Origin of the sequence: Halorientalis persicus, assembly GCF_900110215.1 — an archaeon.
Classification (GTDB): Archaea; Halobacteriota; Halobacteria; order Halobacteriales; family Haloarculaceae; genus Halorientalis; species Halorientalis persica.
In genome coordinates, this window is sequence record NZ_FOCX01000006.1 from 58013 (window position 1) to 84368 (window position 26356).

The window sequence follows — 26356 nt, forward strand, 5'->3', positions numbered from 1 at the left end:
CCGGGTTCGGGACAGTCAGAACCGCGCCACTGGCCCGTCGTCGGTATCCTCGACCGTTGCACCCAGCGCTTCGAGTTCGTCGCGCAACTCGTCGGCCCGTTCGTAGTTGCCCGCCTCGCGTTCCTGCTCCCGAACCGAGAGGAGCAGGTCGGCCAGTTCCTGGGCGACCCGGACGTCACCCTCGCTCTCGCCGCCGAAACTGAGTCCCAGCACGCCTTCGCCCAGGTCCTCGAAGGTCTCGATGGCCCGGCGCAGGCCCACGTAGTCGTACGCGTCGTGGTCGTCGACGTGACGGTTGACCGCGCCCGCCAGGTCCAGCAGGGCCGTCGTCGCCTCTCGCGTGTTGAAGTCGTCGTTCATCGCCGCCGTGAACGCCTCGCGGACCTCGTCGACGGTGCTCCGAAGGTCGTCGTCTTCGACCGTGGTGTGGGCGTCGACGCTGTCGGTGGCCTCGACGGCCCGGCGGTGCCCCGTCTGGAGCCGTTCCCAGCGCTCCTCGGCCTCCGCGACTGTCTCCGCGCTGTAGGTGGCCTTGCTGTGGTATGCCGTCGACAGCAGGAAGGTTCGTGCGACGTTCGGGCCGTGCTCACCGACGAACTCCGCGACCGTCGAGAAGTTCCCCAGCGAGGAGGACATTTTCTCGTCTTTCGTCTCCAGCAGCCCGACGTGGAGCCAGTAGCGGGCGAACTGCTGGCCGGTTGCGGCCTCGCTCTGTGCGATCTCGTTCTCGTGGTGGGGGAAGACTAGGTCCTGCCCGCCGACGTGGATGTCGATGGTGTCGTCGAGGTGGGTCGTGCTCATCGCCGAGCACTCGATGTGCCAGCCGGGCCGGCCCTCGCCCCACGGCGAGTCCCACGTCTGGGCGGTCTCGCAGGCCTCCTCGGGCGGGGCCGCGTCCTCGTGCTGGTGGTCGGCGATGTCGTCGGGGTCGACGCCACCGGCCTTCCAGAGCGCGAAGTCCGCGGGGTTGCGCTTCTCGCCGGTGTGTTCGCCCTGGGAGTCGAGTTCGTCGACCTGCTGGTTCGAGAGTTTGCCGTAGTCGTCGAAGGCGGTCACGTCGAAGTAGACCGACCCGTCGACTTCGTAGGCGTAGTCCCGGTCCAGGAGCGTCTCCACGAGGTCGATAATCTGGGGGACGTGCTCGGAGACGCGGGGGTAGACGTCCGCGCGCAGGAGGTTCAAAGAGCGCATATCGCGGATCACCTGCTGGACGTAGGTGCGGGCCACGTCGGCCTCGCTGTCGCCGTCCTCGCCGACGCGCGCGACGATCTTCTCGTTCACGTCGGTGAAGTTCTCGACGTGGCGCACGTCGTACCCGAGGTGGTCGAGCCAGCGGTGCATCACGTCGACGTGCACCCAGCCCCGGGCGTGGCCCAGGTGAGCCGGGTCGGAGGTCGTCAGGCCACAGTAGTAGAGCAGCACCGAGTCGGGGTCCCGTGGCTCGAACGCCTCGCGCTCGCCGGTGAGCGTGTTCGTCACGCGAAGGGTCATTACCGGAGTGGAGCGCGGGAGACGGTTTCAATGCGTCGGAAAGCCACCGCTCGCGCTCAGTCCCCGGTCGCCGGCGTCGTCTCTAGCGCCGCCTCGACCGCCCTGACGGCGTCGGCCCCGGCCCGGCGCTCGACGACGACCAGCAGGGCATCACCGCCGACTCCGGCGGCCGTCACCGCCACATCCTCGGCCCGGAGGTGGGTCAGGACGTGTGCCAGTGCCGTGGCGTCCACGTCCCCGGTGGCCAGGATGCCGGTGAGTTGCCCCCCGCCCGGGACGAGTGCGGTGTCACCGACGGTCAGGAGCGCGTCCGCGGGGTCGCCGTCGCCAAGTCCGCTCTCCATCGATACGCGTGCACTGGTTCCATCGGACTCGTACTCGGGTAGATCCTCGGCGTAGCGTCTGAGTGCCGCGACGACCGCCTCCTCGGGGGCGTCAGCGACCGAGGGCTCGTCGGACTCCTGTCCGACGGTGTCTTGATCGTCCGCTCCGAGGTCGAGAAATCGGGCGGCGGCGGTGTAGTTGACGACGCCCGCTCGCAGCCCGTCGTAGAGAAACGGATGGCTGCGGACGGCCTCACGTGTACGGGATGCCAGCGACATACCACCCGTGCGCTCGCCGCGACAAAAAACGCCCCGCCTCGACGGGCTATTAAAATACCCGTAACTTTGTGGCAGTTCAGCTATTCCCATGGGGACGAACCACATGGACGTGTCGGGGGGAGTGCCCGACTGAACTCACAATGCCGGAAACCACGATTCCAAACTGCGCGGAGAACTGTCCGTACAAGCAATCTGTCAGCGGTGCCTGCGACCACGACCTCGAACAGTCGCTGGTACAGGAGTTCCTGGACAATCCGGGGCAGGGGTGCCCGTTCGGGCCGGAGTGAGCCGGTTTCTTTCGCAGCCGAGTACCCACGCCGAAACGGTTCTGCGGGGGACATCCGAACCCCTAAGCCTCGCCTGCACCTAGGCGTGAGTATGCAAGCGCTGGTCATCGCGGCCCACGGCTCACACCTCAACGCGGAGTCGAGCACGCCGACGTTCGATCACGCCGACACGATCCGGCGGGCGGGCGCGTTCGACGAGGTCCGCGAGAGCTTCTGGAAGGAGGAACCCCACTTCCGGGAGGCGCTCCGGACGCTCGAATCCGACGAGGTGTATCTGGTGCCGCTGTTCGTCAGCGAGGGTTACTTTACCGAGCAGGTCATCCCGCGGGAGTTCCGCCTCGACGAGTGGGACGTCGACCAGTGGGACTCGGACGGCACCGGAGCCACCCACACGACCCTGACGGCGACCGACACGGGTCAGACCGTCCACTACTGTGGCCCGGTCGGGACCCACGACGCGATGAGCGACGTGATCGTCCAGCGCGCCGAGTCCGTGACGGGCGACCCCGAAGTCGGAGACGGGTTCGGGCTCGCCGTCGTCGGCCACGGCACCGAGCGCAACGAGAACTCGGCAAAGGCCATCGAGTACCACGCCGACAACATCCGCGAGCGCGGCCGGTTCGACGAGGTGAAGGCCCTCTACATGGACGAGGACCCCGAAGTCGACGACGTGACCGACTTCTTCTCCGCTACGGACGTGGTGGTCGTCCCGCTCTTCATCGCGGACGGCTACCACACCCAGGAGGACATCCCCGAGGACATGGGGCTGACCGACGACTATCGCACGGGCTGGGAGACGCCGGCCGAGGTCGACGGGCATCGGATCTGGTACTCCGGTGCGGTCGGCACCGAACCCCTGCTGGCCGACGTGGTCCTCGAACGCGCGGCCGACGCCGGTGCCGACGTGGCCGACGCCATCGAGCGGGTCCGCGAGGAGACCGGCGGCGGGCGAGTGACGGCGGACGACTGACGGGCGACGCAACCAACGGGGGCGTCGCCGAACGGTCGAGCGGCGCAGCCGCGAGACTGGGTAGTCACGGAATGACCGGCTCGTCGGTGACCGCGTTCCGCCCGTTTTCTGAGTCGGAAAGCGACTGTGGACTTTTAACCCCTCCTGGTCCCATGCTCGACTCGTGAGTGAGGATTGGGAGCTGGCCGAGGTCCTCGACCTGCTCAGCGACGAGTACGCCCGCTCAATCCTCGCGGCAACGAGTGTCGAACCCATGTCCGCCAAACAGCTCTCCGAACAGTGTGACGCGTCCCTCCCCACGGTCTACCGACGGATCGAGTGGCTCCAGGAGTACGAGCTAATCGAGGAACGCACCAAAGTCGAACTGAGCGGTAACCATCACAAGGTGTATTCGGCGACCTTAGACGAGTTCGCGATGGACCTCGAGGACGGCGGCTACGAGGCCACCATCGAACGGACCTCCCGGGCCGAATTCCCCGGGGAAGACGCCGACGACACCGCCGACCGGTTCACCAAAATGTGGGAGAACCTCTGATATGCTCGGGCCCAACCAACTCGCGTACTGGCTGATATTCGCCCTCTCGGCCGGGTCGGTCGTCGTCGGGAGCTACGTGGGCTATCAGGCTTACCGCGGGTTCCGCCGCCACGACAGCCGGCCGATGCAGTACCTCTCGATCGGCCTGTTCCTGCTGACGGCCGTCGCCTTCGGGCTCTCCTTCGTCGGCTCACTGCTGCTCCAGATGCAGATCCTCCCGCCACAGACCTTCCAGCAACCGCTGACGCTCCTGACGCGGTTGCTCCAGTTCCTCGGCGTCTTCTTCATCGCCTACTCGTTGCACAAGCGCTAATCCGGCCGGGCGGACACGGGACACTCACTCACAGCCGACCGACCTGGCGATCTCGATCAGCAGTTTCGGCGAGACGGCCTTGCCGGACACCTGATAATCGTAGCCACCACACGACCACGAGACGTAGGTGGTGTAGCCGACGCTCACGTTCGCCTGCTGGCCGGCGACCCGGGTCGACCGATCGGGTGTCGGTGGGTAGAAGTACCCCTCGACCTTCGAGACGGAGATCTCCGTGCTGGCGTTGACGTACTTCTGGCCGACGCTCGTGATTCGTGGACTCTCGGTTTTCGAGGCGAACTGGAGCTGGAACGACGGTGGGAGGTCCGGCGTCGGGACGGAGACGTTCGTCACCCGTCGCAGGGCCGCCGTCGAGGAGTAGAAATCCCGTCGCGGCGTGTCCTCCAGCTTGACCGTGACGTTCGCCGAGGGATCGAACCGGAACACCGAGTCGTCGAGCCCCGGATTGAACGTGACGTTCTCGTAGACGACCGTCTTCGCGTGCTGGACGCCGTTCGAGTGCCACTCCGAGTGGCGTTTGAGCGGGACGAACCACTCCGTGTCGACCCAGAGCGTCTGCCGGAAGTCACCCACCAGTGACCCGTTGCGAGGCGTGATCTTCAGGACGTAGACCGACCGACCGTCGATCGTTTCGGTCCCGTTGTAACTGACGGCGAAGGCCGCGTTCCCGACCCCGTTCGGTCGCTCGCCGGTCTGTCCCGCCGGGACATCTCCCGACTGCGGGACGGCCGGAAGCGGATTGATCCCCGGCGTCGGCGTCGCGGCGGTTCGGTCCGTACCATCGGTCACGTTGAGCCGATCGAACAACCGTTCGATCCGTTCTCCCTCCGTGCGCTGGACCGAGACGTCGGGGGTGCTCAGATCGAGGCGTTCGACCGCGCCCGACGTTCGGTTCTGCCACCACATCATCGATCCGTTGGAGACGGTCAGGTCGTGGCGGTGCTGTGGCCCGTACTGCAACCGCTCGCGGAACTGGTCCGTCCCCGGCCGCATCGAGACGCGATGGATCGACCGGTTCACCTCGTCACCGTCCCGGTTGATGGTGGTCCGCGTGGCGTTGATACCGTCGACCGCGGCGTACCGGTCCGAGGCGTTCGCGCCGATCTGCCGTGGCTCCGGTCGGTCAGGACTGTCCGACGACAGAAACCCGACCGCGAGAACGCCCCCGACGAGTGCCAGTAGACAGATCCCCCCGAGGATCTGTTTCGCTGTGACGGTTCCGCGAGACATCTGATCGTTCGACTAGAGGTCGAGACGTGTTGATAGTCGTTTCGAGACGTGCGGTTCAGGGACACGGCATCGATTCGGCCACCTCGATCAGGAGCGGTTTCGAGACGAACGACCCACCGACACTGTACTCGACCTCGCCACAGCTCCACGAGACCGATTTCGACAGCCCTGCCGAGTACCGGACGGTCCGGTTCCCGACCTGTATCCGCTCGCCGTCACGGGCGTCGTCTCCGGTCCCGTTGGGCTCCGTTCCGTTGGCCGCCGTCAGGTTCTCCGGGAGCGCGGACTCGTTGGTCACGGACGCCGTGACGAACAGCCGCGAGGTTTCGTTCCGGTAGGACAGGATCAGCAACTCGGTGACCTCCGTTTCCGTCGTCTGACCGGACGTGAACTCGAAGCCAGGCGGGACCGTCGGTTCCGCGGCCGGGAACGAGGCATTCTCGACGGTCTCCTCGGGGCTGTCGTAGCTCTCACCGAGGGGGTTCGTCTCTGTGACGTTCGCGTCCGCCGGCGGCTCGAACGTGAACGTCCCCGGCTCGAAGCCGTCGGTGAACGAGAGATTCCGGTAGGTCACGGTAACCGAGAATCGGTCCTCGTCGGTCCCGAACGCGGTGTACTGCTTGACCGGGAAGAACGTCGCCGCGTCGATCCACAGCGTCTGGGTGTAGTTCTGGAGCCGTGACTGGTTGCCCTCCGACTCGGGCTCGATCTGCAGGACGTACGTCGTCCGACCGTCGACCTGTGCCGCTCGCTCCAGGGAGATGCCGAACTGCCCGGCCGGGAGCTGTGGCGTCGTCAGCCCGCTCCCGCCGATCGGACCCGTCCCGGGCATCGGGGACAGCCCGGGACTCGGCCCCGTCGTGTCACCGTCGTCGGACGTCGGCCGATCCCGGTTCAACCGGGCGAACAACTGCTCGATCCGCTCGTACTGCTGACCGGCGTTGGTCACACGCAGTCGCGTCACGTTGTTCGTCGCACGGTTGTACTGCCACGAGACCGATCCGTTGGTGACACGCAGGTCGGTGCTCTCGCTCTCGTTGGTGTACGATTCGAGGACCTGAACGCGTTGTTTGCCAGTCCCCGGCACCGCTTGCACCCGCTGGACGGTCTCGACTGGCTCGTCCGCAGTGCCGTTGCTAGCCAGGCTACCGACGCCCGTGATTCGCCGGTGTAACGTGGCGGTGAGTCCGTCGATCGATCGAATCCGATCGGCCGCGTTCACGCCGAGGTCGGGCGTGACGACGGCGGCGGTCTCCGGTGGCTCGTACTCGAACCGCGCCTGGGAGAGTCCGGGCTCGAAGGTCACGTCCCGGTACTCGACGGTCGTGGTGACCGATTCCCCGTCGTCGACCCACTCGGTCCGGTACTTCAGCGGCGCGAACCACTCGGTGTCGATCCACAGCGTCTGTGTGACGTTCGTCTCCGCGCCCTCGCGCGGGCGGACGTGCAGGACGTGCACCTCGCGCCCGGCCACTGTCCCGGTCCCGTCGTAGGTTACGGCGAACTGGCCGTCACTGCGGTTGGTCGCGGGTGCCTCGGGCGTGTCGGGGGCGTGCGGAACAGCCGGGAGCGGCGAGACGCCCGGCGTCCGATCGCTCGGTGACGAATCGGTCCCGTCGGACCCGACCGCCCGGTTGAACAGTCGCTCGATCCGCTCGCCGCGAGTCTGCAGCCGGTCGCTGAACGCGCCGGCGTCGGTTCGGCTCACCAGTCGCGTGTCGGGGTCGTAGGACCACTTCGTCGAGCCGTTCGCGACGACGACGGTGTCGTTTGTCGCCGCGTCTCCGGTCGGTTTCAGCCGGACCTGTCCCGCCGAGGGGCGCATCGCGACGTCCCGCACGGTCCGGTTGCTCTCCCCGCCGCGTTCGATCGTCGTTTCGACGGTCGCCGTCACTCCGTCGAGTTCGGCGTACCGTTCCGACGCGTTGTGTCCGACGGGCGGTGACGCCTCGCTGCCGGTGGTCAGTAGTCCGACGGCGCCGACGCCCGCGGCGACGGCGAGGACGCCGACGATTACGGCTACCGTCGTGGTGGAGGGCTTATCGAACGGCATTGGTACGCTTGAACGACACGACACGAGGCCGAAATAGCTTTCGTACGCCGTCAGTACCACGCGGTGTTCGCGATATCATTCGTGGAAAGATTGGGGAAAGGGCGGTGGTCGCGGGCGAGAGGGGGCCGAAGCGTGGAGGGCCGAAGCATGGTCGCGGGAACCGCTGACAGGGGGCAACCATCACCGTCAGCGTGAGACCATGCACTGCTATCTATATCCCCCTGCACAAAAAAGGGGGAATCGACGTTTCCGACCCGGAAGTTCGGCCAAAAATTTAAATACGGGAAGCAAAACCCCGGCGGCTCGGGACGGAAAGACGGAGTTTATTCGACTGGCGGCCCTCGACTCGGGTATGACCGAGACGGCGGTTCGCCGGTTGACGGAAGCCGCGAGCGAGGGCGGCGTCGACTGTGATAGCCTCCGGGCTGAAGCGACGGAGGCAGGCTATCGCTTCCGGACGCCCGACATCGACCGCGAGGGACTCTCCGAGGCGGAGTTCCGCGAAGTCGCCGCTGCGAACCCGGCCTACGTCACGAACTGGGACTTCTGGACCCGGGCGGCCCCCGACGCGCCCGCCGACCGGGCGTACCTGCGCTGGCTCGAAGGTGCCGAGGAGACGGCGGTTCCCGGACGGTACGACAGGCTGGCAGACGGGATCGCCACGGAGTGGGGCCAGTTGCGTCTCACTGTCGAGTGTGACGAGGACGGCCTGCGTCGCTACGAGATCCGACACGTCGACGACGCCGACGCAGCGATCGAGGATTTGGAACGCCACGACGATCCCCTCGACGCGCGAACGATTGCGAAACACGACGAGCGCGACCGCTACCGGCCGCTGAAGACCGCGCCGACGCTCCGGTCGGGCTGGGTGTTCCCGGATCTGGAGCCAAAAGAACTCGTCAGCGCGGTCGATTTCTTCTACCCGGCGACGGTCGTCAACTGGCACCGCGAGCGTGAGGGCGACCTGGACGTGGATCACTGGACGGAGACCATGGGTCGCCAGTCGGGTATTTACGGCGTCATCGAGACCTGGGACCGCGGCGAGGGGCACGAACACGTCGACTGGGTGGCCGAGGCCTGCTGTGACGACTCCCAGTGTCTCAAGCGCCGCGAGTGGGAGTACGACGACGAGACCGACCTCGACGTGGACGGCGGCGACGGGGAGTTCCCCTGCCGTGAGCCGTGTTCGCTCGTCGTCTCGGCCGCACGCCAGTGGACGAAACTGGAGGGCGAGCAGTCACGGACCTACGAGTTCGAGCTGACGCCGAGCGAGAAAGCACAGATCGAGGCGATCATCGACGCGGTCGCCGATGGGCGTAGCGACGAAATCCGCGAAGCCGACGTGTACGACGACGCGAACCGTTACCGCACGCGATACCTCCGGGCGAAACTGTTCGACGACGACGGTAACCTCTGTGGCGTCGACACTGAGGACTAGCGGACGAGCAGATAGCCGGCCAGCAGGACGGCGACGAAGACCACGGCCGCGCCGGCGGCGACCACTCCGCTCTCGAAGACCGTCGCCGCGCCGATAGCGACGGCGACCGCCAGCGCGCCCAGCGCCAGTACCGGCAACGCCGGACGATCGGCCAGCATCGATCCGGACGCGGCCCCGTCGCTCTCTTCGTCCGTCGGCTCGCGCTCGCCGCCGCCGGGTTCCGCGAGGCTCTCGTCGACCTCGACGCTCCCGGTGTCGTCGGGTTCGGTCAGCTTCACGTCGACCCACCGCGTCGTCGCACCGTACCCTGCCGAGAGTTTGATCTTCCCGTGGACGACGCCGTGTTCGTGGACGCTCACCGGGATGTCGCGTCTGCTGTTCGCCTCGACGTAGTGGTTGGTCTCGTCGAGTGAGGCGACCGCCGACAGGTTCTCGTCGAGGTGGACGTGGACCCGGCTCGCGTTCCCGTGGTTCCGGACTCTGACGACGAACGAATCGTCGGTCTCGATGGACGCCGGGACGTTCAGGGAGTTTCGCTCCCGGCGGTTCACGTCGACGGGTAACTCGTCGGGCACACCGCCACCTGCGCGTGGCGGGGGCAAAAAGGTTCAGTCTACGCCGGTGATTCTTCCCGCATATCCGGCGGCAGGAGGTTCGGAATCCCGTCTTCGATGGGATACTCCTCGCCACACTCCGTACAGACCAGTCGCCCTTCCATGATCTCGTCGTCGTCCCGACGGATGACCTCCAGATCGAGTTCGTGTTTGTCGAGTGGACAGCAGATAATGTCCATCAGGTCCTCGCGCATACTGCTCTCTCCGGCCGGGCCGGGCAAAAACGTGCCGGACCGACGCACGCACCGATCGAACACCACGTATAAATCCACTCCCGAACGTATTCGCAACGTACGCGCCTTCTACGGGCCGTTTACGGCACTCTTTTCACCAGCCCACTGCCCTCCCCGGACATGGAGGCAACGACCCTCTACGATCGACTCGGTGGTGCCGACGGAATCGAGACCGTCGTCGACGAGTTCTACGACCGGATGCTCGACGACGAGCAGATGCAACCGTTCTTCGAGGACGTGGACATGGAGCGCCAGCGGCAACACCAGGCGCTGTTCATCAGCCAGGTCGCCGGCGGTCCCGCGGAGTACAGCGGCGAGAATATGCGCGCGGCCCACCGCGAGCTCGATCTCACGCAGGACGACTTCGAGACGGTCGTCTCACACCTCCGGGCGGCACTGGCGGCCTGTGGGGCCGACGAGGCCGACGCTGACGAGGTGATCGCGGCGGTACGGGGACTCGAAGACGACGTTCTCTGTCGCTAGAAGGGGGCTAGAACGGTCGTTCCCGGACGATAGTCTGGGAACGGCCCGGACCGACGCCGACCGCGTAGATCGGCGTGTCGAGTTCGTCGCCGACGTAGTCCAGATACGCCCGCGCGTTCTCGTGGAGCGCGTCGTACCCCTCGCTCGCGACTTCGGCCCAGTCCTGCTCGGGCCAGCCCTCGAAGGTCTTCAGGTTGACCTCGCAGTCGGCCCACTGCTCGGTGGTAGCCGGCATCGTCTCTAGTGTCTCGCCGTCCAGTTCGTAGGTGTGGCCGACCTGCAGTTCGTCGAGGCCGGCGAGGGTGTCGACGTGGTTGACCGCCAGGCCGGTGAACCCGCTGGCGCGGGTCGCGTGACGGAGCATCGGCATATCGAGCCAGCCGACCCGGCGCGGCCGGCCGGTGACGGTACCGTACTCGTCACCCTCCTCACGGATGTAGGTGGCCAGTTCCTCGTTTTCGCCTTCCCCCTGTTCGTCGTAGCCCGGCGTGTCACCCGCGACGCCGCCGAGTTCGGTCGGCATCGGGCCGCTCCCGACGCGGGTCAGGTAGGCCTTGACGATGCCGACGACCTCGCCGTCACCGACGACGCCCGGGGAGAGCCCGGTCCCGGTGCAGGCTCCGCCGGCGGTCGGGTTCGAGGAGGTGACGAAGGGGTAGTTGCCGTGGTCGATGTCGATGATCGTCCCCTGGGCACCTTCGAGGATGACGTTCTGTCCGTCGTCGATGGCGTCGGTGAGGAACTCGCCCGCGTTGACGGTCATGCCTTCACTCTCCAGTCGGCGACCGAACTCCCGGAACTCCTCGTACAGCGATTCGACGTCGAGTGCCTCGGGATCGTCGAGGTCGGCCACGTCGAGACCGTACACGTCCTCGACGATGGCCCGCTTCTGGGGCACGACGTACTCCAGTCGGTCACGGAGGACCTCGGCGTCGAGCAGATCGCCCACGCGGACGCCGCGGCGGCCGGCCTTGTCCTCGTAGGTGGGGCCGATGCCGCGACCGGTGGTGCCGACCTCGTCGTCGGTTTCGCTCTTTGCCTCCTCCTCGATACCGTCCAGAACCCTGTGGTAGGGGAGAATGACGTGTGCGCGGCGAGCGACCCGCACGTCGGGGTCGAGTCCGCGGTCCCGGAGCGCGTCGAGTTCCTCGAACAGCGTCCGCGGGTTGACGACACAGCCGTTGCCGAGGACGCCGACCTTGCCGCGGACGGCTCCGCTCGGGACGAGCGACAGCTTGTACTCCTCGTCCCCTTCGACGACGGTGTGACCGGCGTTGTCGCCACCCTGATAGCGGACGACCACGTCGGCGGCGTCGCCGTACAGGTCGACGATACCGCCTTTGCCCTCGTCGCCCAGCTGGGACCCAACGATAGTTACGGTCATGACCGAGGTTTCTGCCGGTCCCGATAAACAGGTTACGGTCCCCTCGCAATCGTCCACTGCACGCGCACAGCGCCGCCCGCTCGGGTGGCCCGTGCCGTGGGGTATCAGACAAAGGTTTAAAACTGTACCCGCCGAACACGTAATTTGAGGCTGCTCTTTAAGTATACCGGACAGCAACCTTTAAAACCTGCGAACACAAGTTAACAATTGCCATGATAGACAGGCTTGAGAAGGAAGTAGATATGCTCGAGCGCCATCTGCAGGTTCTCCGGATGGTGATCGAGAACGAGCCGATCGGCATCGTCAAGATGTCGAACGAGACCGGCTACCCACACCACAAGGTTCGGTACTCCCTGCGCGTCCTCGAGGAGGAGAACCTCATCGAGCCCTCCAGCCAGGGTGCCATCACGACCGAACAGACTTCCGAATTCGTCGACGATCTGGACGAGAAGATCGACAGCATCATCGAGAAACTTGACGACATGAAGATCGAAGACGTCGCCGAAATCGAAAACTGACTGCTCTCTCAGATTTCGGGCACGGAGAGGTTAAAATTCTCCTCGCGCGCTTCCACCAGACAGAGGTGGAACCCGTCTTTTCGCGACAGTTTCACGAAGCTCTCGCGTTTGTCGCGACTGAGCAGGCCACTCCCCGTCGCGTCCGAGGCCGCTTCCATCGCTTCCGGCTCGAAGAAACTCGACGTGACGAGGAATGACCCGGCCAGTGACTCCTTGGACTCGCCGACGCGCTGTGACGCCGAGATGAGTCCCTCCATCATGCTCTGGCTCGCGGGCTGACGGGACTCGTTCATGTTCGCCACGATCAGTGGGTTGCCCATCCGGTCGCGCAACACCACGTCGAAACTTTCCTGACTGCGGTGTTCCTCGCCGTCTTCCTGGTACTGGACGGTGATCGCTCCGTTCAGCTCCGCCCGGTCGATCTTCGGGAGCGCGTCGTACAGTGGCCCCAGCGCCTCCTGGTGGCCCGTATCGCGGATCTCGTAGGGGAGGACCCGCACGAGCCACTCGACGAAACTGTGCTGGATCGTGTCCTGCAGGTAGGCCGCAAACGGCTCGCCGTTGACGGCCACGTCCTCGGCCTCGAACTGGGTGTGGTACTGGATCTGCATATTGTCGTTGACCGCACCCGCCTCGGCGTTCCCGGCGTGGGCCGCCTCCAGTGTCGCGTCGCCTTTCGATCGGTACCGGACGAAGAGGTTCGTCCCCTCGATGGCCTCGGCTGGGCTGAGGCGCTCGCGGTCCGCGACGGACTCCCCGCCCTCCTCCGTCCGGAGCTCGTCGATCCGACGTTCGAGCTGTTCGACCCGCTCTCGGAGTTCGTCGCGTTCGGCCGCCAACTCGTCGCGTTCGGCCTCCAGTTCGTCGCGCTCGTCCTCGGCCGTCTCCAGTTTCGCTTCGAGATCATCGATCTCGGCCTCCTTGTCATCGAGTTTCGCTTCCAGTTCCTCGATCTCGGCGGGGGTGGGACCCCCTTCGGGGTCCGGGTCCGGTTCCGGCTCGGTATCGGCCGGTTCCCGGCGGGGTTCGCCCTGCTGTCCCTCGGCCGGCGCTCGTTCGGGCTGTGCCCGCTCGGGCGTCCCCTGGCGCGGCGCGGGATCGGCCCCCTGACTCGCCGGTCCCGATCCGCGCCGTGGCTCGCCGCCGGGATTCCCGGCCGGCCCTGGCTCCGGTTCGGAACGCGCGCCCGATCCAGCGGCCGCCGGTCCCTGTTGCCCGTTTCCGTCGTCCGGCTCGCTCGTCCGGTCGGGATCCAGCGACGGGATCGACCTGGTCTCCAGTTCGCCGACCTTGCCGGTGCTTTTCTGCCCGCCCTGCTGGCGGCTTCGGCTGGAGTCGGGGGACTCCGACCGTGGCCCGCTCGCGCCCGCAGTCCCGCCGGTGGGGTCAGCGTTCCGTGGTCCGGTATCGCGCTGTGTGTCTCTCGCCGTCGGTTCCGACGTGCTCGGCTGCTGTTGTCCGGGCCGAGTCTCCCCGCCTCGTGACGACGCGCTCCGGTCGGCCTGCTCTCGCTGTCGGTCCGTGCCCGCAGACTCGGACCGTCGGCTGTCGCGCCGCGAGCCACTCGACTCCCGCTCCTCCGGTTCGGCCCGGGTCCGGTCGTCGCGAGTGTCCGTCCCGGTCGTCCCATTGGACGCACCGTCGTCCCCCCGGTCGGGCGTCTCGGTCGGTTCCGTCGCGGATTCTGCGCCGGATCGGTCCGCCGTGTTCGCCTCCGCGTTGGCCTCTGGTTCCGCTCGTCCGGCACCAGGCTCGTTCCCAGTGGGCTCACCAGAGTCCGTCGCTCCGGTGTCCACAGCCGTCTCTGGGACCTCCTCGTCCGTGTCGTCGGCGGCCGACGGCTCGGCTGTCGACTCCGCTTCGGACGGCTCGTCCTCGGCTGGCTCTGTACTGGTCGGTTCAGCTTCGGTGTCGGCCTCGGCCGTCGTCGCGGCCGCCGCGCCCGCGTCGGGAGCGGGCGCCGTCTCCTCGGTCGCGGGCTCGGTCGGCTCCGGAATCTCGACGACTTCGATGTCGACCGGTCGCACTTCGTAGATACCGACCTCGCCGTTGGCCTGATCGAAGGCCTCGTCGTCGATCAGGAGGTTTTCGCTCGCGCCGACCCAGGCGACGCTCATCGACCGGCCCTGGTGATAGACCAGATAGTAGTCGCCGCTGAGGACGTTCTCGGACAGCTCGACGTACCCCGTGAAGTTCCCCTGTGTGAGCGTCCGGTCTACTTCCTCGACGCTCGTCTCCTCGGTGTAGTACTGGGCGCGGACCTCGTCACTGCGCTCTTGCATGACCGAGAGCAGGGGGAGCGCCGGCGAGGGGGCCTCGTAGGCGGTCCCCTCGGCGTCCTCGAAGTCCTCGATGGTGCCGTCGAGGATGCCGATCACCCGGCCGGAGGTCATGCAGAGTCGCGTCGGTCCCGCCGCGACGATACCGGAGAAGTCGTCGTCAGCCAGGTCGTGCAGGCCGCGGTACCCGCCCGAGAACGGCCGGGAGTCCCAGTCGTCGACCTGCTCGACCGCGCGTGTCGTCATTGATAAGAACAAGTCCCATGCGGTCCTAATACTTTGCGGGGAAAACGCGGTCGGTCACCGATGACCCGGTGCCGAGGGGAACGGACCGGACGAGCGGGCCCCGAATAGGGGGCGATGTCGCTCCCGTGTTCGTAAGCTTCAATGCCGCCAAGTGTGGACGGGAGAGCATGGAACTGCGGGTCATCGAGAAGACCGACACGGAACTCTCTATCGAGATCGCGGGCGAGGATCACACTTTCATGAACGTCCTGAAGGGCGCACTGCTGGAAGCCGAGGGCGTCGAGGCCGCGACCTACGACGTGAACCCCGAACAGTCCGGTGGCCAGACTGAACCCATCCTGACGGTCAAGACGAAAGAAGACGTGGACGCCTTGGACGCACTGGAAGCCGGTGCCGAACGCGTCATGGAGAAAGCCGACGACTTCCGGTCCGCCTACGAGGCGGCCTAACAGACGATTTGGGTCACGTAGAGCACGCCGTCGGGCGCGACGTGGACGTCGACGCCGGTCAATTTTCGCTCCGCTTCGACCAGTGGCTCTCGCGTGTTGGTTCCCGGTTCTGCCAGGAGCCGTGCGAGTTCCCGCTCGGTCTCGAACTCCATCCCCTCTTCTCCGAGTTGCAGATCCGGCGGGAAGGTGACCAGAACCGGTGTCGCATCACCACACACGTCCCCGATTTCGCTCCGTGCTCGATCCTCGCTGGCGCTATCGATCTCTCCGTAGTCGCGGCGCACGCGTTGCTGGTTGTAGGCCGTCGCTGCCGCGTCCAGATTCTCGTCGAGGGTCAGATTCCCGTACCCTTGCTCGGACCGGCGCGCGTTCAACTCGTCGACGTAGGCCGACTCGACGTCCGCGAACACCAGCCCGTCCGCGGCCGTCGCGTTCCCGGGGACCGGCGGTGTCGGGGAGATCCCCGGAATCTGGACGATACCCAGGAATCCAAGCGCCAGGTAGGCCACCAGCGCGGCGACGCCCAGAAAGAGCAAGACGAGTTTGGCGTCGAGCACGTCGAGATAGCTCACGTCGGCGCTGGGGGTCCGCCCGGAGCTGTCTTCGAGCATCTCCTCGACGATCTCGTCTTCGTCGTAGCTCAACTCCCGTCGTTCCAGTGTCGCGTTCCCACAGCGGTCACAGGGCGGCGTGTGCTTGGGGTGGTCGTTGCCACACTCCGTGCAGATCCAGGCGTATGTCGTGCTGGCGTCCTCGTCCTCGGCTTCGGGGGCCATCGGCACGACCGCTTTCTCGAACTCGCTGTGCCCGCAGTTGTCACACGGCGGATCGTTGCGCTCGTGTGGCTTCCCACAGTGCTCACACCGCCACTTCATCGGGCTGATAGAGGGACCCGTGTACGGAAAGGGTGTCGGTTAACAGAGACGACGGAGGGTGTCTCTCCGGACAGGCGAGCGAGCGGGCCTCGCCCCCGAGCAGCGGGAAGCGTGACCACAGGGAACGCTTCCGGATGTGTGAACGGCGACTGGAAGGAGCCGTGAGCAGGGCGACGCGAACGGGGTGAGCGTCGCCGAACGAGCGAGCAAAAGACAGGCCCGTGGCCTCAGAACAGCGCGGCCGCGGCGTCGAAGGCGGTCCCGGAGACGACGCCGAAGGCGGGCAACAGGAGGAAGGTCACGATGGCGGCACCGACGACGGCCGCGTAGAGGCCGGTCGGGTGTGACGAGACCTCGAAGTCACCCGCGGGCTCTTCGATCCACATCGCTTTGACGACCCGGGAGTAGTAGAACAGCGACAGCGCGCTGTTGACGATGAGGGCCGCGGCGAGCAGCCACGCGCTCAGCGTGGCGGCGCTGGCCGTCGCCGACAGGAGCGCCCACTTCGAGAGCGCCCCGCCGCCGATGGGCAGGCCCGCGAGGCTGAACAGGAAGATCGTCATCGCGAAACAGGCGACGGGGGCCTGCTTCGCGAGCCCGTTGTAGTCCTCGAAGGTCCGGCCGACGCCCCAGTACTCGACCAGGGCGACGAACAGGAAGGCCCCGGTGTTCATGAACCCGTAGACGAACAGGTGGAGCATACTCGCTCCCAGCGCGTAGCCCTGATTGGCCGTCCCAGTCACGATGGCGATGCCGATCAGCGCGTAGCCGGCGTGTCCGATCGAGGAGTACGCCAGCATCCGCTTGACCTTGTCCTGGGTGGCCGCGGCGAAGTTGCCGAGCGTCATCGTCACCAGCGCCAGCACGGTGAAGGCCAGTGTCCAGTCGATGGTGCCCGCCACGACTTCGAGCGGGAACGCGGTGACGAACACCCGGAAGGCCAGCACGAACCCGGCGGCCTTCGACGCCGAGGACAGGAAGCCGGAGATCGGTGCGGGCGCGCCTTCGTAGGCCTCCGGGGCCCAGAAGTGGAAGGGCACGGAGGCGGTCTTGAACGCGAAGCCGCCCGCGACCATCAGGATGCCCACGCCGAGGACGCCGGTGTTCTGGATACCCATACTCAGCGCCTCCGCGACGGCGTCCAACTGCAACGCACCGGAGGACGCGTAGACGAGGCTGATCCCGTACGCGAGCACCGCCGAGGACACTGCGCCGATCAGGAAGTACTTCAGCCCGGCCTCGACGCTCCCGCGGTCGTTCTTGAGATAGGCCACGAGCCCGTAGGACGGCAGGCTGGAGAGTTCCAGCGCGACGAAGGCCGTCGCGAGGCTGTTTGCCGAGGCCATCACCGACATCCCGGTGGCCGCGAGCAACACGAGCGCGTAGTACTCGGCCTGGTTGGGTCGGCCCGAGAGGTAATCGTAGCTGGCGACGGTGACGAGCGCGGTCACGCTCGTGAAGATGAACGTGAAAAACAGGCTCATCCCGTCGACGACCAGCTGCCCGCTGAACAACTCGATCGCGCCGCCGGTCCGGGGCATCCCGGTCCCGGCGACCAGATACCAGCCCGTGACGACCATCGCCAGGACCGATCCCAGCGTCGCGACGCCAGCGAGCAGGCTCGGCGATTCGTCGTTCGGGTCGATGCTGTCGATCAGGAACAGGGTCAGCGCAGTCAGCCCGAGCAGTATCGCCGGGGCCAGCGCCGCCCAGTCGGGCAACGTACTCTGTGTCTGGAGCGGAATCATCAGGCACCACCTCCCAGGCCCAGTGCCGTCACTTCGAACACTGCGTCCTGGATCATCCGATAGAACAGATCAGGCGCGACGCCCAGTGCGATGACCAGCGCCAGCAGGACGAACAGCGGCGCGACGTCCTGTAGCGGGGCACGCCCGATGTCGTAGTCGGTTTCGAGCCGGAAGGGCCCGAACAGCGTCTTCTGCATCGCACGCAGCAGGTAGCCCGCGACGATCACGATGCCGAACATCGCGATCCCCGTAAAGAGCGGGGCCGCCGGAATCGTCGTCGACTCGAAGGCACCCATGAACACGAGCACCTCGGCCGCGAACCCGCTCATCAGCGGCAGGCCCATGTAGCCGAACGCGGCCGCGACGAATACGCCCGCGGTCACGGGCATCCGGTCGGCCATCCCGGACATATCGCCGATCATCCGGGTGTGGGTCTCGTTGTAGATGACGCCGACTGCCATGAACATCAGCCCGGAGATCAGGCCGTGGCTGACCATCTGGAAGGTCGCGCCACCCACGCCGTGGGGCGTGAACGCGATCAGGCCGAGGATCACGTAGCCCATCGAGGAGATAGAGGAGTACGCGACGATCCGCTTGAGGTCCTGCTGGGCCAGCGCCAGCAGGGCCCCGTAGATCACCGAGACGACCGCGAAGATGGCGATGTAGGTGGCGTTAGCCCGCGCGATGTCCGCCAGCATCGTGAAGTTGAACCGGAGCAGTGCGTAGGTCCCCATCTTCAGCAGGACGCCCGCCAGAAGCACCGACACAGGGGTCGGTGCCTCGACGTGTGCGTCCGGCAGCCACGTGTGGAAGGGGACGACCGGCACCTTGACCGCGAAGCCGAAGAACAGCGCCACGAAGGCGGCCAGTTTGATCACGTCGGGACTGAAACCGGCGACGCTCCCGAGCTGGCCCGCGTTCAGCGCCTGGGCGATGGCCGGCAGGCCCAGCGTGCTGATGGAGTCGCCGAGTCCGAACACCAGCGTGAAGAAGCCGACGAACATCACGAGGCTCGCCACGTTGGTGTAGACGAAGAACTTGATCGCGGCGTACTTCCGGCGCGGCCCGCCCCAGACGCCGATGAGGAAGTACATCGGGACGAGGACGGCCTCCCAGAAGACGAACCACAGCAGGAAGTCGAGCGCCGAGAAGACACCGATCAGCGCGGCCTGCATGAACAGGACTAGCCCGTAGAACTGGGACTCCCGTTCGTCGATGGGCGTCCAGGCGCTGACGATCGCGAGCGTGGTCAGGATCGTCGTCAACACGATCAGCGGCATACTCACGCCGTCGAGACCGACGTGCCAGTTGATCGCGTACGGCCCGAGCGTGATCCAGCTCGCCATCGTCTCGAAGGCGGGCTGGCCACCAGAGAGCAGTGCGTTGCCCGTGCCGTCGAAGACGCTGTACATCCACAGGCTCACGCCGACGGGCACGAGACTGAGGACGGCCGCGAACTGACCCGCGTACTCGTCGGGGGCGAGCAAGACCAGTCCCGCCGCCATCAGCGCGAAGACGATGAGCAGTTCGACCAGCATTCAGAACCACCCCCCGACGATGCCGAAGGCGATCAACAGGAGCGCGAGCCCGATGGTCAGCAGGGCCGCGTAGTTGGAGACGACGCCGGTCTGGATCCGCCGAATGCGGTCGCCCGAGAACAGGCTCACGCTAGAGATTCCGTTGACGACGCCGTCGATGATTCCCTGATCGAATGTGTCGGCCACGCGGGCCAGCGGCAGGGTCACGCCCTCCGCCAGCCACACCTGGTACTCGTCCTGATAGTAGTTGTGCATGAGCAGCGTCCGCAGTCCGCCGAGTTTCTTCGTGTGTTCGACCGGTTCCGGCACCGCGTACAGCCGGTAGGCCAGCCCGACGCCGGCCAGTGCGAGACCGAGCGACAGCGCTGCCGAAATCAGCAGCGTCGGAACCTCACCGCCAGCGATGTAGGCCGACTCGTACGGCAGCAGGTCCTCGTAGACGTGCAGGCCCGTCAGGAACTCCGCGTTGACGATTTCGGAGCCGACCAGCCACTTGTGCAGGAAGTCGATGTGCGCGCCGGTCAGCTTCGCGACCGGGACCATGTTGATGAACCCGAGCGTCGCCGCGAGGACCCCGAGGACGCCGAGCGGCAGTTTGACGTTCCAGCGAACGCCGTGAGGGTCCTCCGCGTCGTCGGTCCGGGGCTCACCGTGGAAGGTCAGGAAGACCATCCGGAAGGTGTAGAAGCCGGTCAGGAAGACGGCGAGCAGGCCCATCGCCCATGCGACCAGGATGACGGGGTCGCCGAGGCCGTGAATCAGCGCCTCGTACAACACCTCGTCCTTGGACCAGAAGCCCGCGAACGGGAAGATCCCCGCTAGCGCGAGCGAGCCCGAGAGGAAGGTCCAGTAGGTCACGGGCATCTTCTCTTTGAGTCCGCCCATGTCCCACATATTCTCGTTGTGGTGCATGGCGATGATGACCGACCCCGCGCCGAGGAACAGGAGCGCCTTGAACACGGCGTGGGTGGTCAGATGGAAGACCGCGGCGACGTATCCGCCCGACCCCAGCGCGAGCATCATGTACCCGTACTGGGAGATGGTCGAGTACGCCAGCACCTGCTTGAGTTCCTGTTTGACGACGCCCATCGTCGCCGCGAACAGGGCCGTGAAGCCACCGATCAGGGCGATGATGCCCATCGTCGTCGGGGTCAGGAGGTAGAACCCGTACATACGTGCGACTAGATAGACACCGGCCGCGACCATCGTCGCCGCGTGGATCAGCGCGGAGACGGGCGTCGGGCCTTCCATCGCGTCGGGCAGCCACGTGTGCAGCGGGAACTGCGCCGACTTGCCGACCACGCCGCCGAGCACGAGCAGTCCCAGGATCGTGAACCACCCCTGGGCACCCATGCCGAGCGGTTCGAGGAAGTCGGCGACCGTGCCGGGCATCTCGCCGCTGATCGCCTGCTCGGCCATCGCGGGGAAGCCCGCCTCCGTGACGAACAGGCCCGTCCCGAATGTCGCGAAGATGCCGACGACGCCGATCAGGAAGAAGAAGTCACCGAAGCGGGTGACCAGGAACGCCTTCTTCGCGGCGCTGGGCGGCGCGTCCTCGCGGAACCAGAAGCCGATGAGCAGGAACGAACACAGGCCCACCAGCTCGAAGAACATGAACGCCATCAGGATGTTGTCCGCGAAGACGAAGGCGAGCATGCTGAAGCTAAACAGCGAGAGCGAGGCGTAGTACCGGGGAAGCCCGGTCTCGTTCTCGTCGTTCATGTAGCCCAGCGAGAAGACGAACACGAGGAGCGAAATCAGCGAGACGATCAACAGCATCAGCGAGGAGAGCGGGTCGACGAAGACGCCCAGGTGGAGATCGAACGTGCCGATCCCCGTCGCGAACTGCCAGATCTCCTCGTGGTAGGCCGTCTCCGAGCCCAGGATGCCCGCGACCGTCAGCACGGTCCAGATCGAGAGCAACAGGGAGCCGGCCGTCGCGAAGATACCGGCCAGCGCACCTTTCTTGGGCATCCACTTGCCGAAGGCCAGCGCGACCACGAACGATACGAGTGGCAACACCGCGATCGCCGGAACGAACTCGAATGCACTCACCATCTTACCACCTCATAGTCGTCGGTTTGGTCACGTCGATGTCCGCGAAGTTACGGTACAGCACCAGGATGATACCGATCCCGATGGCGACCTCGGCCGCGGCCAGCGCCATCAGGAACAGCGTGAATACCTGCCCGGTCAGGTTCCCCCACTGGAGGGAGAACGCCACGAAGTTGATGCTGGCTGCGTTGAGCATCAGTTCGACGGACATCAGGAACAGCAGGGCGTTGCGACGGGTGAGGATCCCGAACAGCCCGATACAGAACATCGCGGCCGACAGGAGCAGGTAGTACTCGGCCGGGACCATCAGTGGTCACCCCGTCCTGTCGAGCGCCCGCCGTCCGTGATCGCGCTCGCCGAGTCCTCGTCACGCGACGCGAGCATGAGCGCCACGTCGAGCGCCGCGTCCAGCGTGATCGCGATGACGATGAACGACACCAGGAACTCCTCGCTCTCGATCACCGTCTGGCCGATGAGATCGAACATCGCGTACCCGATGCCCGCGGTGATCGACACGTCCGGGAACCCGGCCGCCGATCCGAACGAGGACCCGAGGAACACGATCGCCAGCACGGCGAACAGGCCGAGCGCGGCGATGCCGGCGACCCAGTTGGCGTCGTCAGCCAGTCGCGGTCGAGTCGTCATGTCGTCACCTCCGCCGACTCTGCCGGCTCGTCCTTGCGGGTAAGCATCACGGCGAACGTAATCAGGATCAATACGCCGCCCACGTACACGAGTATCTGCATCGTCGCGACGAACTCCGCGCGCAACATCACGTAGTGGATCGCGACGCTGAGCAACGCGACACCCAACATCAGCGCTGAGTGCCACATGTCCCGTAAGAGGACGACGCCGAGGCTGCTCGCGATCGTGACGAACGCGAACAACCCGAATGCTATAGTTTCTGGCAGTGCCATCTTACTTCACTCTCCAATCGGCGGGCCTTTGAAGATTTCTTTATCCGATTCACGCGCACGTCTCGGAGATCGGCCTCTCGACCGAAACGCGTCGGTTCTCCCGCCGTTGTGATTGTCGTATGTCATGTGTGTCTGGTGTTACGTGTCGTTCAGACCGGTCGGGTAAAAAGCTGCACCCGGACGCGGCCGGCCGTGGCTACTGGTAGTCGAGTTCGCCTTCGCCTTCGCCGATCCACGCGCCCCGGTCCGGTTCGCGGGACTCCAGCGGATCGATGTCCTTGTACCAGGGAACGTTCTTGAGTTGTTCCTTGTTGTAGGCGAGTTCGTCTTTCGTGTCGGCGGTGAACTCGAAGTTCTGGGTCAGCAGGATGGCGTCGACGGGACAGACCTCCTCACAGAGCCGGCAGTAGATACACTGACCGATGTGGAGGTTGTACTCCTCGCCGTTGCGCTGGTCGTCGGTGACGATCTGAATCGTGTCGTTCGGGCAGACGTTCTCACACTGCCGACACCAGATACACCGCTCCTGGCTGAACTTGTGGACCCCGCGGAAGCGCGGGCTCACTTCGGGTGCTTCTTCGGGGTACTCGACGGTGAACGTCTCCCCGTCGAGCGCGTGTTTCATCGTCGTCGCCATGGATTTGAGCAGTCCGATCATGTTACACGACCACCCCGACGATGATAGCCGTCAGGATCAGGTTGGCGAAGGAGAGCACGAGCATCCCCTTCCAGCCGATTTCGATGAGCTGGTCGATACGAACCCGGGGCAGCGCCGACCGCGCCCACTGGGTGAACAGGAAGACGGCCCAGATCTTGATCAGGAACCAGACGATCCCGGGCAGGACCGGGCCGGCCGGCCCGCCGAGGAAGATCGTCGCGATGATCGCCCCGCCAAGGAAGATGTGGATGAACTCCCCGAGGTACATCAGGACGAAATAGACCGAGGAGTACTCGGTCTGGTAGCCGGCGACGATCTCGGTCGGGGCCTCCGGCGTGTCGAACGGGTTCCGGCCGACCTCCGCCAGGTTCGCGACCAGGAAGAGGACGAACGCGAACGGGTTCACGAACGCGTACCACGACGGGATCGGGATCCCGGCGATCGTCGCCAGCGTCCCGGTCTGTGCGGCGACGATCTCGCTCATCTGGAGCGTGCCGGCGAAGATGACGACCGACACGCCCGTCAGCACGAGCGGAATCTCGTAGGCCAGGTTCTGCGCGACCGCGCGCAGTCCGCCCAGCATCGAGTACTTGTTGTTCGAGGCGTAGCCCGCCATCACGAGGCCGAGCGACGCCAGCGACGCGACCGCGAACACGTACGCCAACCCTGCCTCGGGGTCGGCGACCTGGATGCCGTTCCCCATCGGGATGACGGCGAACCCGAAGAGCGCCGAGCCCGCGATGACAAGCGGCGCGAGGTCCCACGCCGGGCGGTCGACTTCTTCGGGAACGATCAGTTCCTTCGAGAGTAGGCGCACCGCGTCGGCGACGATGACCATCAGGCCGAACGGGCCGATCCGGTTGACCGCGATCCGGTCGGTGAACGCGGCCGTGATCTTCCGTTTCGCCCACGGGCCGGCGATCGCGACGTTGACGAGCATGAACGTGCCGACGATGGCCGACGCGATGATCGCCGCGAGGAAAAACTGCAACGGGTCGTTCGCGTTCAACCCGAGCAATCCGGCGATGGTGTCCGAGAGCGTCATTACCGATCCACCTCGCCCATGATGGTGTCCAGGCTACCGAGCGACGCGATCAGGTCCGCGATGTACTCGCCCTCGGCCATCTCCGGCAGCGTCTGCAGGTTGGAGAACGATCCGCCCCGGATCTTGAACCGCGCGGGCGAGTCCGTGCCGTCCGAGCGGATGTAGATCCCGAGTTCACCCTTCGCGGCCTCGACGGACTTGTAGACCTCCGTGTCGGGTTCGGGCTTGATCGTCCGGGGAACGTTGGCCTGAATCGTGCGGTCCTCCTCGGGCCAGTCCTCAAGCAGGTCGACACACTGGTTGATGATCTTGGCCGACTCCTCGACCTCTTGGAGCCGCACCAGCAGGCGCGCGTAGTTGTCGCCGCCGTCTTCGGTGACCACGTCCCAGTCGAGCTTGTCGTAGTAGCCGTAGGGATCGTCCCGGCGAACGTCGTAGTCGATGCCGGAGCCACGCGCGACCGGTCCCGTCGCGCCGTAGTTTTTGGCGACCTCGGGGTCGAGATACCCCGTGTCGACGGTCCGGACCTGCATGATCTCGTTGCTGGTCAGCAGGTTGTGGTACTCCTCCAGTTTCTCGGGCAGGTCGTCGATGAACGCCCGGATCTTCTCGAAGAACTCCTCGCGGGGCTCGGGTAGGTCCCACGCGACCCCGCCCAGCCGGAAGTAGTTGAACATCAGCCGCTGACCGGTGAGGTCCTCGAGGATGTTCTGAACCACTTCCCGGTCCTGCATCCCGTACATGAACGTCGCGGTGAAGTCGCCGATCGTGTCCAGCGCGTACGCGGCCACCGCGAGCATGTGTGAGAGGATCCGCGAGAGTTCGGCAGACATCGTCCGGACGACCTGTGCGTACTCGGGCACGTCGATGTCGGCCAGTTCCTCGGCGGTCCGGGCGTACGCCCACTCGTTCAGCAGGCCCGCGCCGCCCCAGTCCCAGCGGTCGGGGTAGGGCATGATCTGGTGGCGGTAGGTCCCCTGCTGACACATCTGCTCTTCACAGCGGTGGATGTACCCGATATCGGGCTCGACGTCGGCGACCTGCTCCCCGTCCAGCGTGGCTTCCACGTGGAGGACGCCGTGGGTCGCCGGGTGGTGGGGCCCGATGTTGAGCAACATCGTGTCGCTGTCGTCGTTGAGCCGCTGGTCCTCCTGAAGTGGGTTCTTGTTCTCCCGAAGGGTGACGATCTGGGGCTTGGTCTGGTCGTAGTCCATCGAGAGCGGATGGCCCTGCCAGGTCTCGGGCAGGAGGATCCGGCGGAGGTCCGGGTGATCCGCGTACTCGATACCCACCAGGTCGTAGGCCTCCCGCTCGTGCCAGTCGGCGGTCCGGAAGACCGGTTCGGCCGACTCCGAGACGGGATCGTCCTTGCTGGTGGGGACGACGACGCCGACCTCCTGGGTCCGGTCGTCGTACTTGGTCATGTGATAGATCGTCTCGTACCGATCCTGGTACTCCTGTGCGGTGACGCAGTTCAGGAAGTCGAAGCCGGCTTCCTCCTTCAGCGTCGAGAGGGTGTCCTGCACGGCGTCGGGCCGGATGACGAACGCCTCGGCGTTGAGGTGCGTCTCCCGACCCAGCACGGCGTCGCCCAGCAGGGCTTCGAGTTCGTCGTAGTTGACTTCGCCCGCTTTCGTGAGGCCCACGTCGCGTGTCCCCGGTTCTTCCAAACTCATGGCGAATCAACCCAGTTGTACCGCATGACGAGATCGTCGTGGTCGATCTGATCGGCGAGCTTTTCGACGAGTTCGTCCCGTTCGAGGTCGCCGAACTCCTCAAGCTCGTACGGTTTGACCGTCACGGGCGCGGACTCGCCGTTCGCGACCCGTTCCTGCAGTTTGGCGATCCCGTAGACCAGCGCCTCGGGGCGGGGCGGACACCCGGGGATGTGGATGTCGACCGGGATGACCTCCTCCGCGCCCTTGATGACGTTGTACCCCTCCTGGAACGGCCCGCCGGAGATGGTACACGAGCCCATGCCGACGACGAACTTGGGCTCGGGCATCTGGTCGTACACTCGCTTCATGCGCGGGGCGAACTTCGAGACGATGGTTCCCGGGACGATGATCACGTCAGCCTGTCGCGGCGAGGCCCGCGGGACGCCGGCCCCGAACCGGTCGAGGTCGTGTTTGACCGAGTACGTGTGCATCATCTCGATGCTGCAGCAGGCGATCCCGAACTGCAGCATGAACATCGACGAGCCCCGCACCCAGTTCATGAACTTGTCGAACTTCGTGAGGATGAACGGGGACGAGCCCAGCGCCTTCCGGAGCGGGGAGTTGAACCGGTTGTCTGCACCCTCGCCCATCCGGGCGTCCTGTGTCGACTGGGTGTCGGCACCGACCGTGTCCGTTAGCTTGTCTTGACTACTCATGTG

The 26356-nt window shown here is 65.7% G+C and carries 27 protein-coding genes; 8 read left to right on the forward strand and 19 right to left on the reverse strand.

Going from position 1 to position 26356, the window contains the following annotated elements:
- Positions 1 to 15: 15 nt before the first annotated feature.
- Both cysS and BMX17_RS08535 read right to left on the reverse strand, forming a co-directional pair.
- Positions 16 to 1491 carry a cysteine--tRNA ligase gene (gene cysS / locus BMX17_RS08530; protein WP_092659061.1) on the reverse strand — a complete coding sequence of 492 codons (1476 nt, stop codon included), beginning with the start codon at positions 1489 to 1491 and terminating at the stop codon, positions 16 to 18.
- 56 nt (positions 1492 to 1547) lie between these two features.
- Positions 1548 to 2093 (reverse strand): DUF7523 family protein, encoded by a 546-nt coding sequence (locus BMX17_RS08535; protein WP_092659062.1) that lies wholly within the window; start codon positions 2091 to 2093, stop codon positions 1548 to 1550.
- A 140-nt stretch (positions 2094 to 2233) separates the two neighbouring features.
- On the opposite strand from BMX17_RS08535, the gene BMX17_RS26030 reads away from it, so the two are divergent.
- The 4 genes from BMX17_RS26030 to BMX17_RS08550 all read left to right on the forward strand — a co-directional run bounded on the left by BMX17_RS26030 (position 2234) and on the right by BMX17_RS08550 (position 4198).
- Positions 2234 to 2380, forward strand: coding sequence for a hypothetical protein (locus tag BMX17_RS26030; protein WP_170845368.1), 147 nt, complete (start codon positions 2234 to 2236; stop codon positions 2378 to 2380).
- Between the two features lie 91 nt (positions 2381 to 2471).
- Positions 2472 to 3350: a CbiX/SirB N-terminal domain-containing protein gene (locus tag BMX17_RS08540; RefSeq protein WP_092659063.1), complete on the forward strand. Its 879-nt coding sequence runs from the start codon at positions 2472 to 2474 to the stop codon at positions 3348 to 3350.
- A 163-nt stretch (positions 3351 to 3513) separates the two neighbouring features.
- Entirely contained in the window at positions 3514 to 3885 is a 372-nt protein-coding gene (locus tag BMX17_RS08545; RefSeq protein ID WP_092659064.1) for an ArsR/SmtB family transcription factor, read from the forward strand.
- Between the two features lies 1 nt (position 3886).
- On the forward strand, positions 3887 to 4198 hold the full coding sequence (locus BMX17_RS08550) for a DUF7521 family protein (protein ID WP_092659065.1): 312 nt from the start codon (positions 3887 to 3889) through the stop codon (positions 4196 to 4198).
- Between the two features lie 24 nt (positions 4199 to 4222).
- On the opposite strand, the gene BMX17_RS08555 is transcribed toward BMX17_RS08550, so the two are convergent.
- Complete coding sequence (locus tag BMX17_RS08555) at positions 4223 to 5446, reverse strand: LolA family protein (RefSeq protein ID WP_092659066.1); 1224 nt, start codon at positions 5444 to 5446, stop codon at positions 4223 to 4225.
- Between the two features lie 55 nt (positions 5447 to 5501).
- The gene (locus tag BMX17_RS08560; RefSeq protein WP_092659067.1) at positions 5502 to 7499 is read right to left on the reverse strand and encodes a LolA family protein; all 1998 of its coding nucleotides are present in this window, start codon (positions 7497 to 7499) and stop codon (positions 5502 to 5504) included.
- Positions 7500 to 7851: 352 nt separating this feature from the next.
- On the opposite strand from BMX17_RS08560, the gene BMX17_RS08565 reads away from it, so the two are divergent.
- Positions 7852 to 8937, forward strand: a complete 1086-nt coding sequence (locus BMX17_RS08565) for a DR2241 family protein (protein WP_092659068.1) — start codon at positions 7852 to 7854, stop codon at positions 8935 to 8937.
- On the opposite strand, the gene BMX17_RS08570 is transcribed toward BMX17_RS08565, so the two are convergent.
- Both BMX17_RS08570 and BMX17_RS08575 read right to left on the reverse strand, forming a co-directional pair.
- Positions 8934 to 9512 (reverse strand): DUF7524 family protein, encoded by a 579-nt coding sequence (locus BMX17_RS08570; RefSeq protein WP_092659069.1) that lies wholly within the window; start codon positions 9510 to 9512, stop codon positions 8934 to 8936. The genes BMX17_RS08565 and BMX17_RS08570 overlap by 4 nt on opposite strands.
- Positions 9513 to 9550: 38 nt before the next feature.
- The gene (locus tag BMX17_RS08575; RefSeq protein ID WP_077205182.1) at positions 9551 to 9745 is read right to left on the reverse strand and encodes a methytransferase partner Trm112; all 195 of its coding nucleotides are present in this window, start codon (positions 9743 to 9745) and stop codon (positions 9551 to 9553) included.
- 159 nt (positions 9746 to 9904) lie between these two features.
- Here BMX17_RS08575 and BMX17_RS08580 point away from each other — a divergent pair, with 159 nt between their 5' ends.
- Complete coding sequence (locus BMX17_RS08580) at positions 9905 to 10267, forward strand: group I truncated hemoglobin (protein WP_092659070.1); 363 nt, start codon at positions 9905 to 9907, stop codon at positions 10265 to 10267.
- Positions 10268 to 10274: 7 nt separating this feature from the next.
- On the opposite strand, the gene BMX17_RS08585 is transcribed toward BMX17_RS08580, so the two are convergent.
- Positions 10275 to 11651 (reverse strand): adenylosuccinate synthase, encoded by a 1377-nt coding sequence (locus BMX17_RS08585; protein ID WP_092659071.1) that lies wholly within the window; start codon positions 11649 to 11651, stop codon positions 10275 to 10277.
- A 212-nt stretch (positions 11652 to 11863) separates the two neighbouring features.
- Between BMX17_RS08585 and BMX17_RS08590 the strand changes: the two genes are divergently transcribed.
- A complete protein-coding gene (locus BMX17_RS08590; RefSeq protein ID WP_092659072.1) occupies positions 11864 to 12169 on the forward strand; it encodes a hypothetical protein in 306 nt (101 codons plus the stop codon).
- Positions 12170 to 12177: 8 nt separating this feature from the next.
- On the opposite strand, the gene BMX17_RS08595 is transcribed toward BMX17_RS08590, so the two are convergent.
- Positions 12178 to 14694 carry a DUF7527 domain-containing protein gene (locus BMX17_RS08595; RefSeq protein ID WP_092659073.1) on the reverse strand — a complete coding sequence of 839 codons (2517 nt, stop codon included), beginning with the start codon at positions 14692 to 14694 and terminating at the stop codon, positions 12178 to 12180.
- 167 nt (positions 14695 to 14861) lie between these two features.
- Here BMX17_RS08595 and BMX17_RS08600 point away from each other — a divergent pair, with 167 nt between their 5' ends.
- Positions 14862 to 15143: a DNA-directed RNA polymerase subunit L gene (locus BMX17_RS08600; RefSeq protein ID WP_092659074.1), complete on the forward strand. Its 282-nt coding sequence runs from the start codon at positions 14862 to 14864 to the stop codon at positions 15141 to 15143.
- Here BMX17_RS08600 and BMX17_RS08605 read toward each other — a convergent pair.
- The 11 genes from BMX17_RS08605 to BMX17_RS08655 form a co-directional block, all read right to left on the reverse strand.
- Positions 15140 to 16018, reverse strand: a complete 879-nt coding sequence (locus BMX17_RS08605; RefSeq protein ID WP_092659075.1) for a hypothetical protein — start codon at positions 16016 to 16018, stop codon at positions 15140 to 15142. The genes BMX17_RS08600 and BMX17_RS08605 overlap by 4 nt on opposite strands.
- Before the next feature lie 227 nt (positions 16019 to 16245).
- Entirely contained in the window at positions 16246 to 17766 is a 1521-nt protein-coding gene (locus BMX17_RS08610) for an NADH-quinone oxidoreductase subunit N (RefSeq protein ID WP_092659076.1), read from the reverse strand.
- The gene (locus BMX17_RS08615; protein ID WP_092659077.1) at positions 17766 to 19304 is read right to left on the reverse strand and encodes a complex I subunit 4 family protein; all 1539 of its coding nucleotides are present in this window, start codon (positions 19302 to 19304) and stop codon (positions 17766 to 17768) included. The genes BMX17_RS08610 and BMX17_RS08615 overlap by 1 nt, the downstream gene beginning before the upstream one ends.
- Positions 19305 to 21362, reverse strand: coding sequence for an NADH-quinone oxidoreductase subunit L (gene nuoL, locus BMX17_RS08620; RefSeq protein WP_394327895.1), 2058 nt, complete (start codon positions 21360 to 21362; stop codon positions 19305 to 19307).
- Position 21363: 1 nt separating this feature from the next.
- On the reverse strand, positions 21364 to 21666 hold the full coding sequence (nuoK, locus tag BMX17_RS08625; RefSeq protein ID WP_092659078.1) for an NADH-quinone oxidoreductase subunit NuoK: 303 nt from the start codon (positions 21664 to 21666) through the stop codon (positions 21364 to 21366).
- Entirely contained in the window at positions 21666 to 22004 is a 339-nt protein-coding gene (locus BMX17_RS08630) for a hypothetical protein (protein WP_092659079.1), read from the reverse strand. The genes nuoK and BMX17_RS08630 overlap by 1 nt, the downstream gene beginning before the upstream one ends.
- A complete protein-coding gene (locus BMX17_RS08635; protein WP_092659080.1) occupies positions 22001 to 22276 on the reverse strand; it encodes an NADH-quinone oxidoreductase subunit J in 276 nt (91 codons plus the stop codon). Before BMX17_RS08635 ends, BMX17_RS08630 begins: the two co-directional genes overlap by 4 nt.
- A gap of 196 nt (positions 22277 to 22472) precedes the next feature.
- Positions 22473 to 22934, reverse strand: a complete 462-nt coding sequence (locus BMX17_RS08640; protein ID WP_092659081.1) for a NuoI/complex I 23 kDa subunit family protein — start codon at positions 22932 to 22934, stop codon at positions 22473 to 22475.
- Between the two features lies 1 nt (position 22935).
- Positions 22936 to 23979 carry a complex I subunit 1/NuoH family protein gene (locus BMX17_RS08645; protein WP_092659082.1) on the reverse strand — a complete coding sequence of 348 codons (1044 nt, stop codon included), beginning with the start codon at positions 23977 to 23979 and terminating at the stop codon, positions 22936 to 22938.
- Positions 23979 to 25655 (reverse strand): NADH-quinone oxidoreductase subunit D, encoded by a 1677-nt coding sequence (locus BMX17_RS08650; protein ID WP_092659083.1) that lies wholly within the window; start codon positions 25653 to 25655, stop codon positions 23979 to 23981. The genes BMX17_RS08645 and BMX17_RS08650 overlap by 1 nt, the downstream gene beginning before the upstream one ends.
- Positions 25652 to 26353, reverse strand: coding sequence for an NADH-quinone oxidoreductase subunit B (locus BMX17_RS08655; RefSeq protein ID WP_092659084.1), 702 nt, complete (start codon positions 26351 to 26353; stop codon positions 25652 to 25654). Before BMX17_RS08655 ends, BMX17_RS08650 begins: the two co-directional genes overlap by 4 nt.
- Positions 26354 to 26356: the final 3 nt, after the last annotated feature.

Excerpts from the sequence above, each read along its gene's own strand:
- cysS (WP_092659061.1), bottom strand. The coding sequence starts at position 1,491 with ATGACCCTTCGCGTGACGAACACGCTCACCGGCGAGCGCGAGGCGTTC.
- BMX17_RS08535 (WP_092659062.1), bottom strand. The coding sequence starts at position 2,093 with ATGTCGCTGGCATCCCGTACACGTGAGGCCGTCCGCAGCCATCCGTTT.
- BMX17_RS26030 (WP_170845368.1), top strand. The coding sequence starts at position 2,234 with ATGCCGGAAACCACGATTCCAAACTGCGCGGAGAACTGTCCGTACAAG.
- BMX17_RS08540 (WP_092659063.1), top strand. The coding sequence starts at position 2,472 with ATGCAAGCGCTGGTCATCGCGGCCCACGGCTCACACCTCAACGCGGAG.
- BMX17_RS08550 (WP_092659065.1), top strand. The coding sequence starts at position 3,887 with ATGCTCGGGCCCAACCAACTCGCGTACTGGCTGATATTCGCCCTCTCG.
- BMX17_RS08555 (WP_092659066.1), bottom strand. The coding sequence starts at position 5,446 with ATGTCTCGCGGAACCGTCACAGCGAAACAGATCCTCGGGGGGATCTGT.
- BMX17_RS08560 (WP_092659067.1), bottom strand. The coding sequence starts at position 7,499 with ATGCCGTTCGATAAGCCCTCCACCACGACGGTAGCCGTAATCGTCGGC.
- BMX17_RS08565 (WP_092659068.1), top strand. The coding sequence starts at position 7,852 with ATGACCGAGACGGCGGTTCGCCGGTTGACGGAAGCCGCGAGCGAGGGC.
- BMX17_RS08575 (WP_077205182.1), bottom strand. The coding sequence starts at position 9,745 with ATGCGCGAGGACCTGATGGACATTATCTGCTGTCCACTCGACAAACAC.
- BMX17_RS08580 (WP_092659070.1), top strand. The coding sequence starts at position 9,905 with ATGGAGGCAACGACCCTCTACGATCGACTCGGTGGTGCCGACGGAATC.
- BMX17_RS08585 (WP_092659071.1), bottom strand. The coding sequence starts at position 11,651 with ATGACCGTAACTATCGTTGGGTCCCAGCTGGGCGACGAGGGCAAAGGC.
- BMX17_RS08590 (WP_092659072.1), top strand. The coding sequence starts at position 11,864 with ATGATAGACAGGCTTGAGAAGGAAGTAGATATGCTCGAGCGCCATCTG.
- BMX17_RS08595 (WP_092659073.1), bottom strand. The coding sequence starts at position 14,694 with ATGACGACACGCGCGGTCGAGCAGGTCGACGACTGGGACTCCCGGCCG.
- BMX17_RS08600 (WP_092659074.1), top strand. The coding sequence starts at position 14,862 with ATGGAACTGCGGGTCATCGAGAAGACCGACACGGAACTCTCTATCGAG.
- BMX17_RS08605 (WP_092659075.1), bottom strand. The coding sequence starts at position 16,018 with ATGAAGTGGCGGTGTGAGCACTGTGGGAAGCCACACGAGCGCAACGAT.
- BMX17_RS08610 (WP_092659076.1), bottom strand. The coding sequence starts at position 17,766 with ATGATTCCGCTCCAGACACAGAGTACGTTGCCCGACTGGGCGGCGCTG.
- BMX17_RS08615 (WP_092659077.1), bottom strand. The coding sequence starts at position 19,304 with ATGCTGGTCGAACTGCTCATCGTCTTCGCGCTGATGGCGGCGGGACTG.
- nuoL (WP_394327895.1), bottom strand. The coding sequence starts at position 21,362 with ATGGTGAGTGCATTCGAGTTCGTTCCGGCGATCGCGGTGTTGCCACTC.
- nuoK (WP_092659078.1), bottom strand. The coding sequence starts at position 21,666 with ATGGTCCCGGCCGAGTACTACCTGCTCCTGTCGGCCGCGATGTTCTGT.
- BMX17_RS08630 (WP_092659079.1), bottom strand. The coding sequence starts at position 22,004 with ATGACGACTCGACCGCGACTGGCTGACGACGCCAACTGGGTCGCCGGC.
- BMX17_RS08635 (WP_092659080.1), bottom strand. The coding sequence starts at position 22,276 with ATGGCACTGCCAGAAACTATAGCATTCGGGTTGTTCGCGTTCGTCACG.
- BMX17_RS08640 (WP_092659081.1), bottom strand. The coding sequence starts at position 22,934 with ATGATCGGACTGCTCAAATCCATGGCGACGACGATGAAACACGCGCTC.
- BMX17_RS08645 (WP_092659082.1), bottom strand. The coding sequence starts at position 23,979 with ATGACGCTCTCGGACACCATCGCCGGATTGCTCGGGTTGAACGCGAAC.
- BMX17_RS08650 (WP_092659083.1), bottom strand. The coding sequence starts at position 25,655 with ATGAGTTTGGAAGAACCGGGGACACGCGACGTGGGCCTCACGAAAGCG.
- BMX17_RS08655 (WP_092659084.1), bottom strand. The coding sequence starts at position 26,353 with ATGAGTAGTCAAGACAAGCTAACGGACACGGTCGGTGCCGACACCCAG.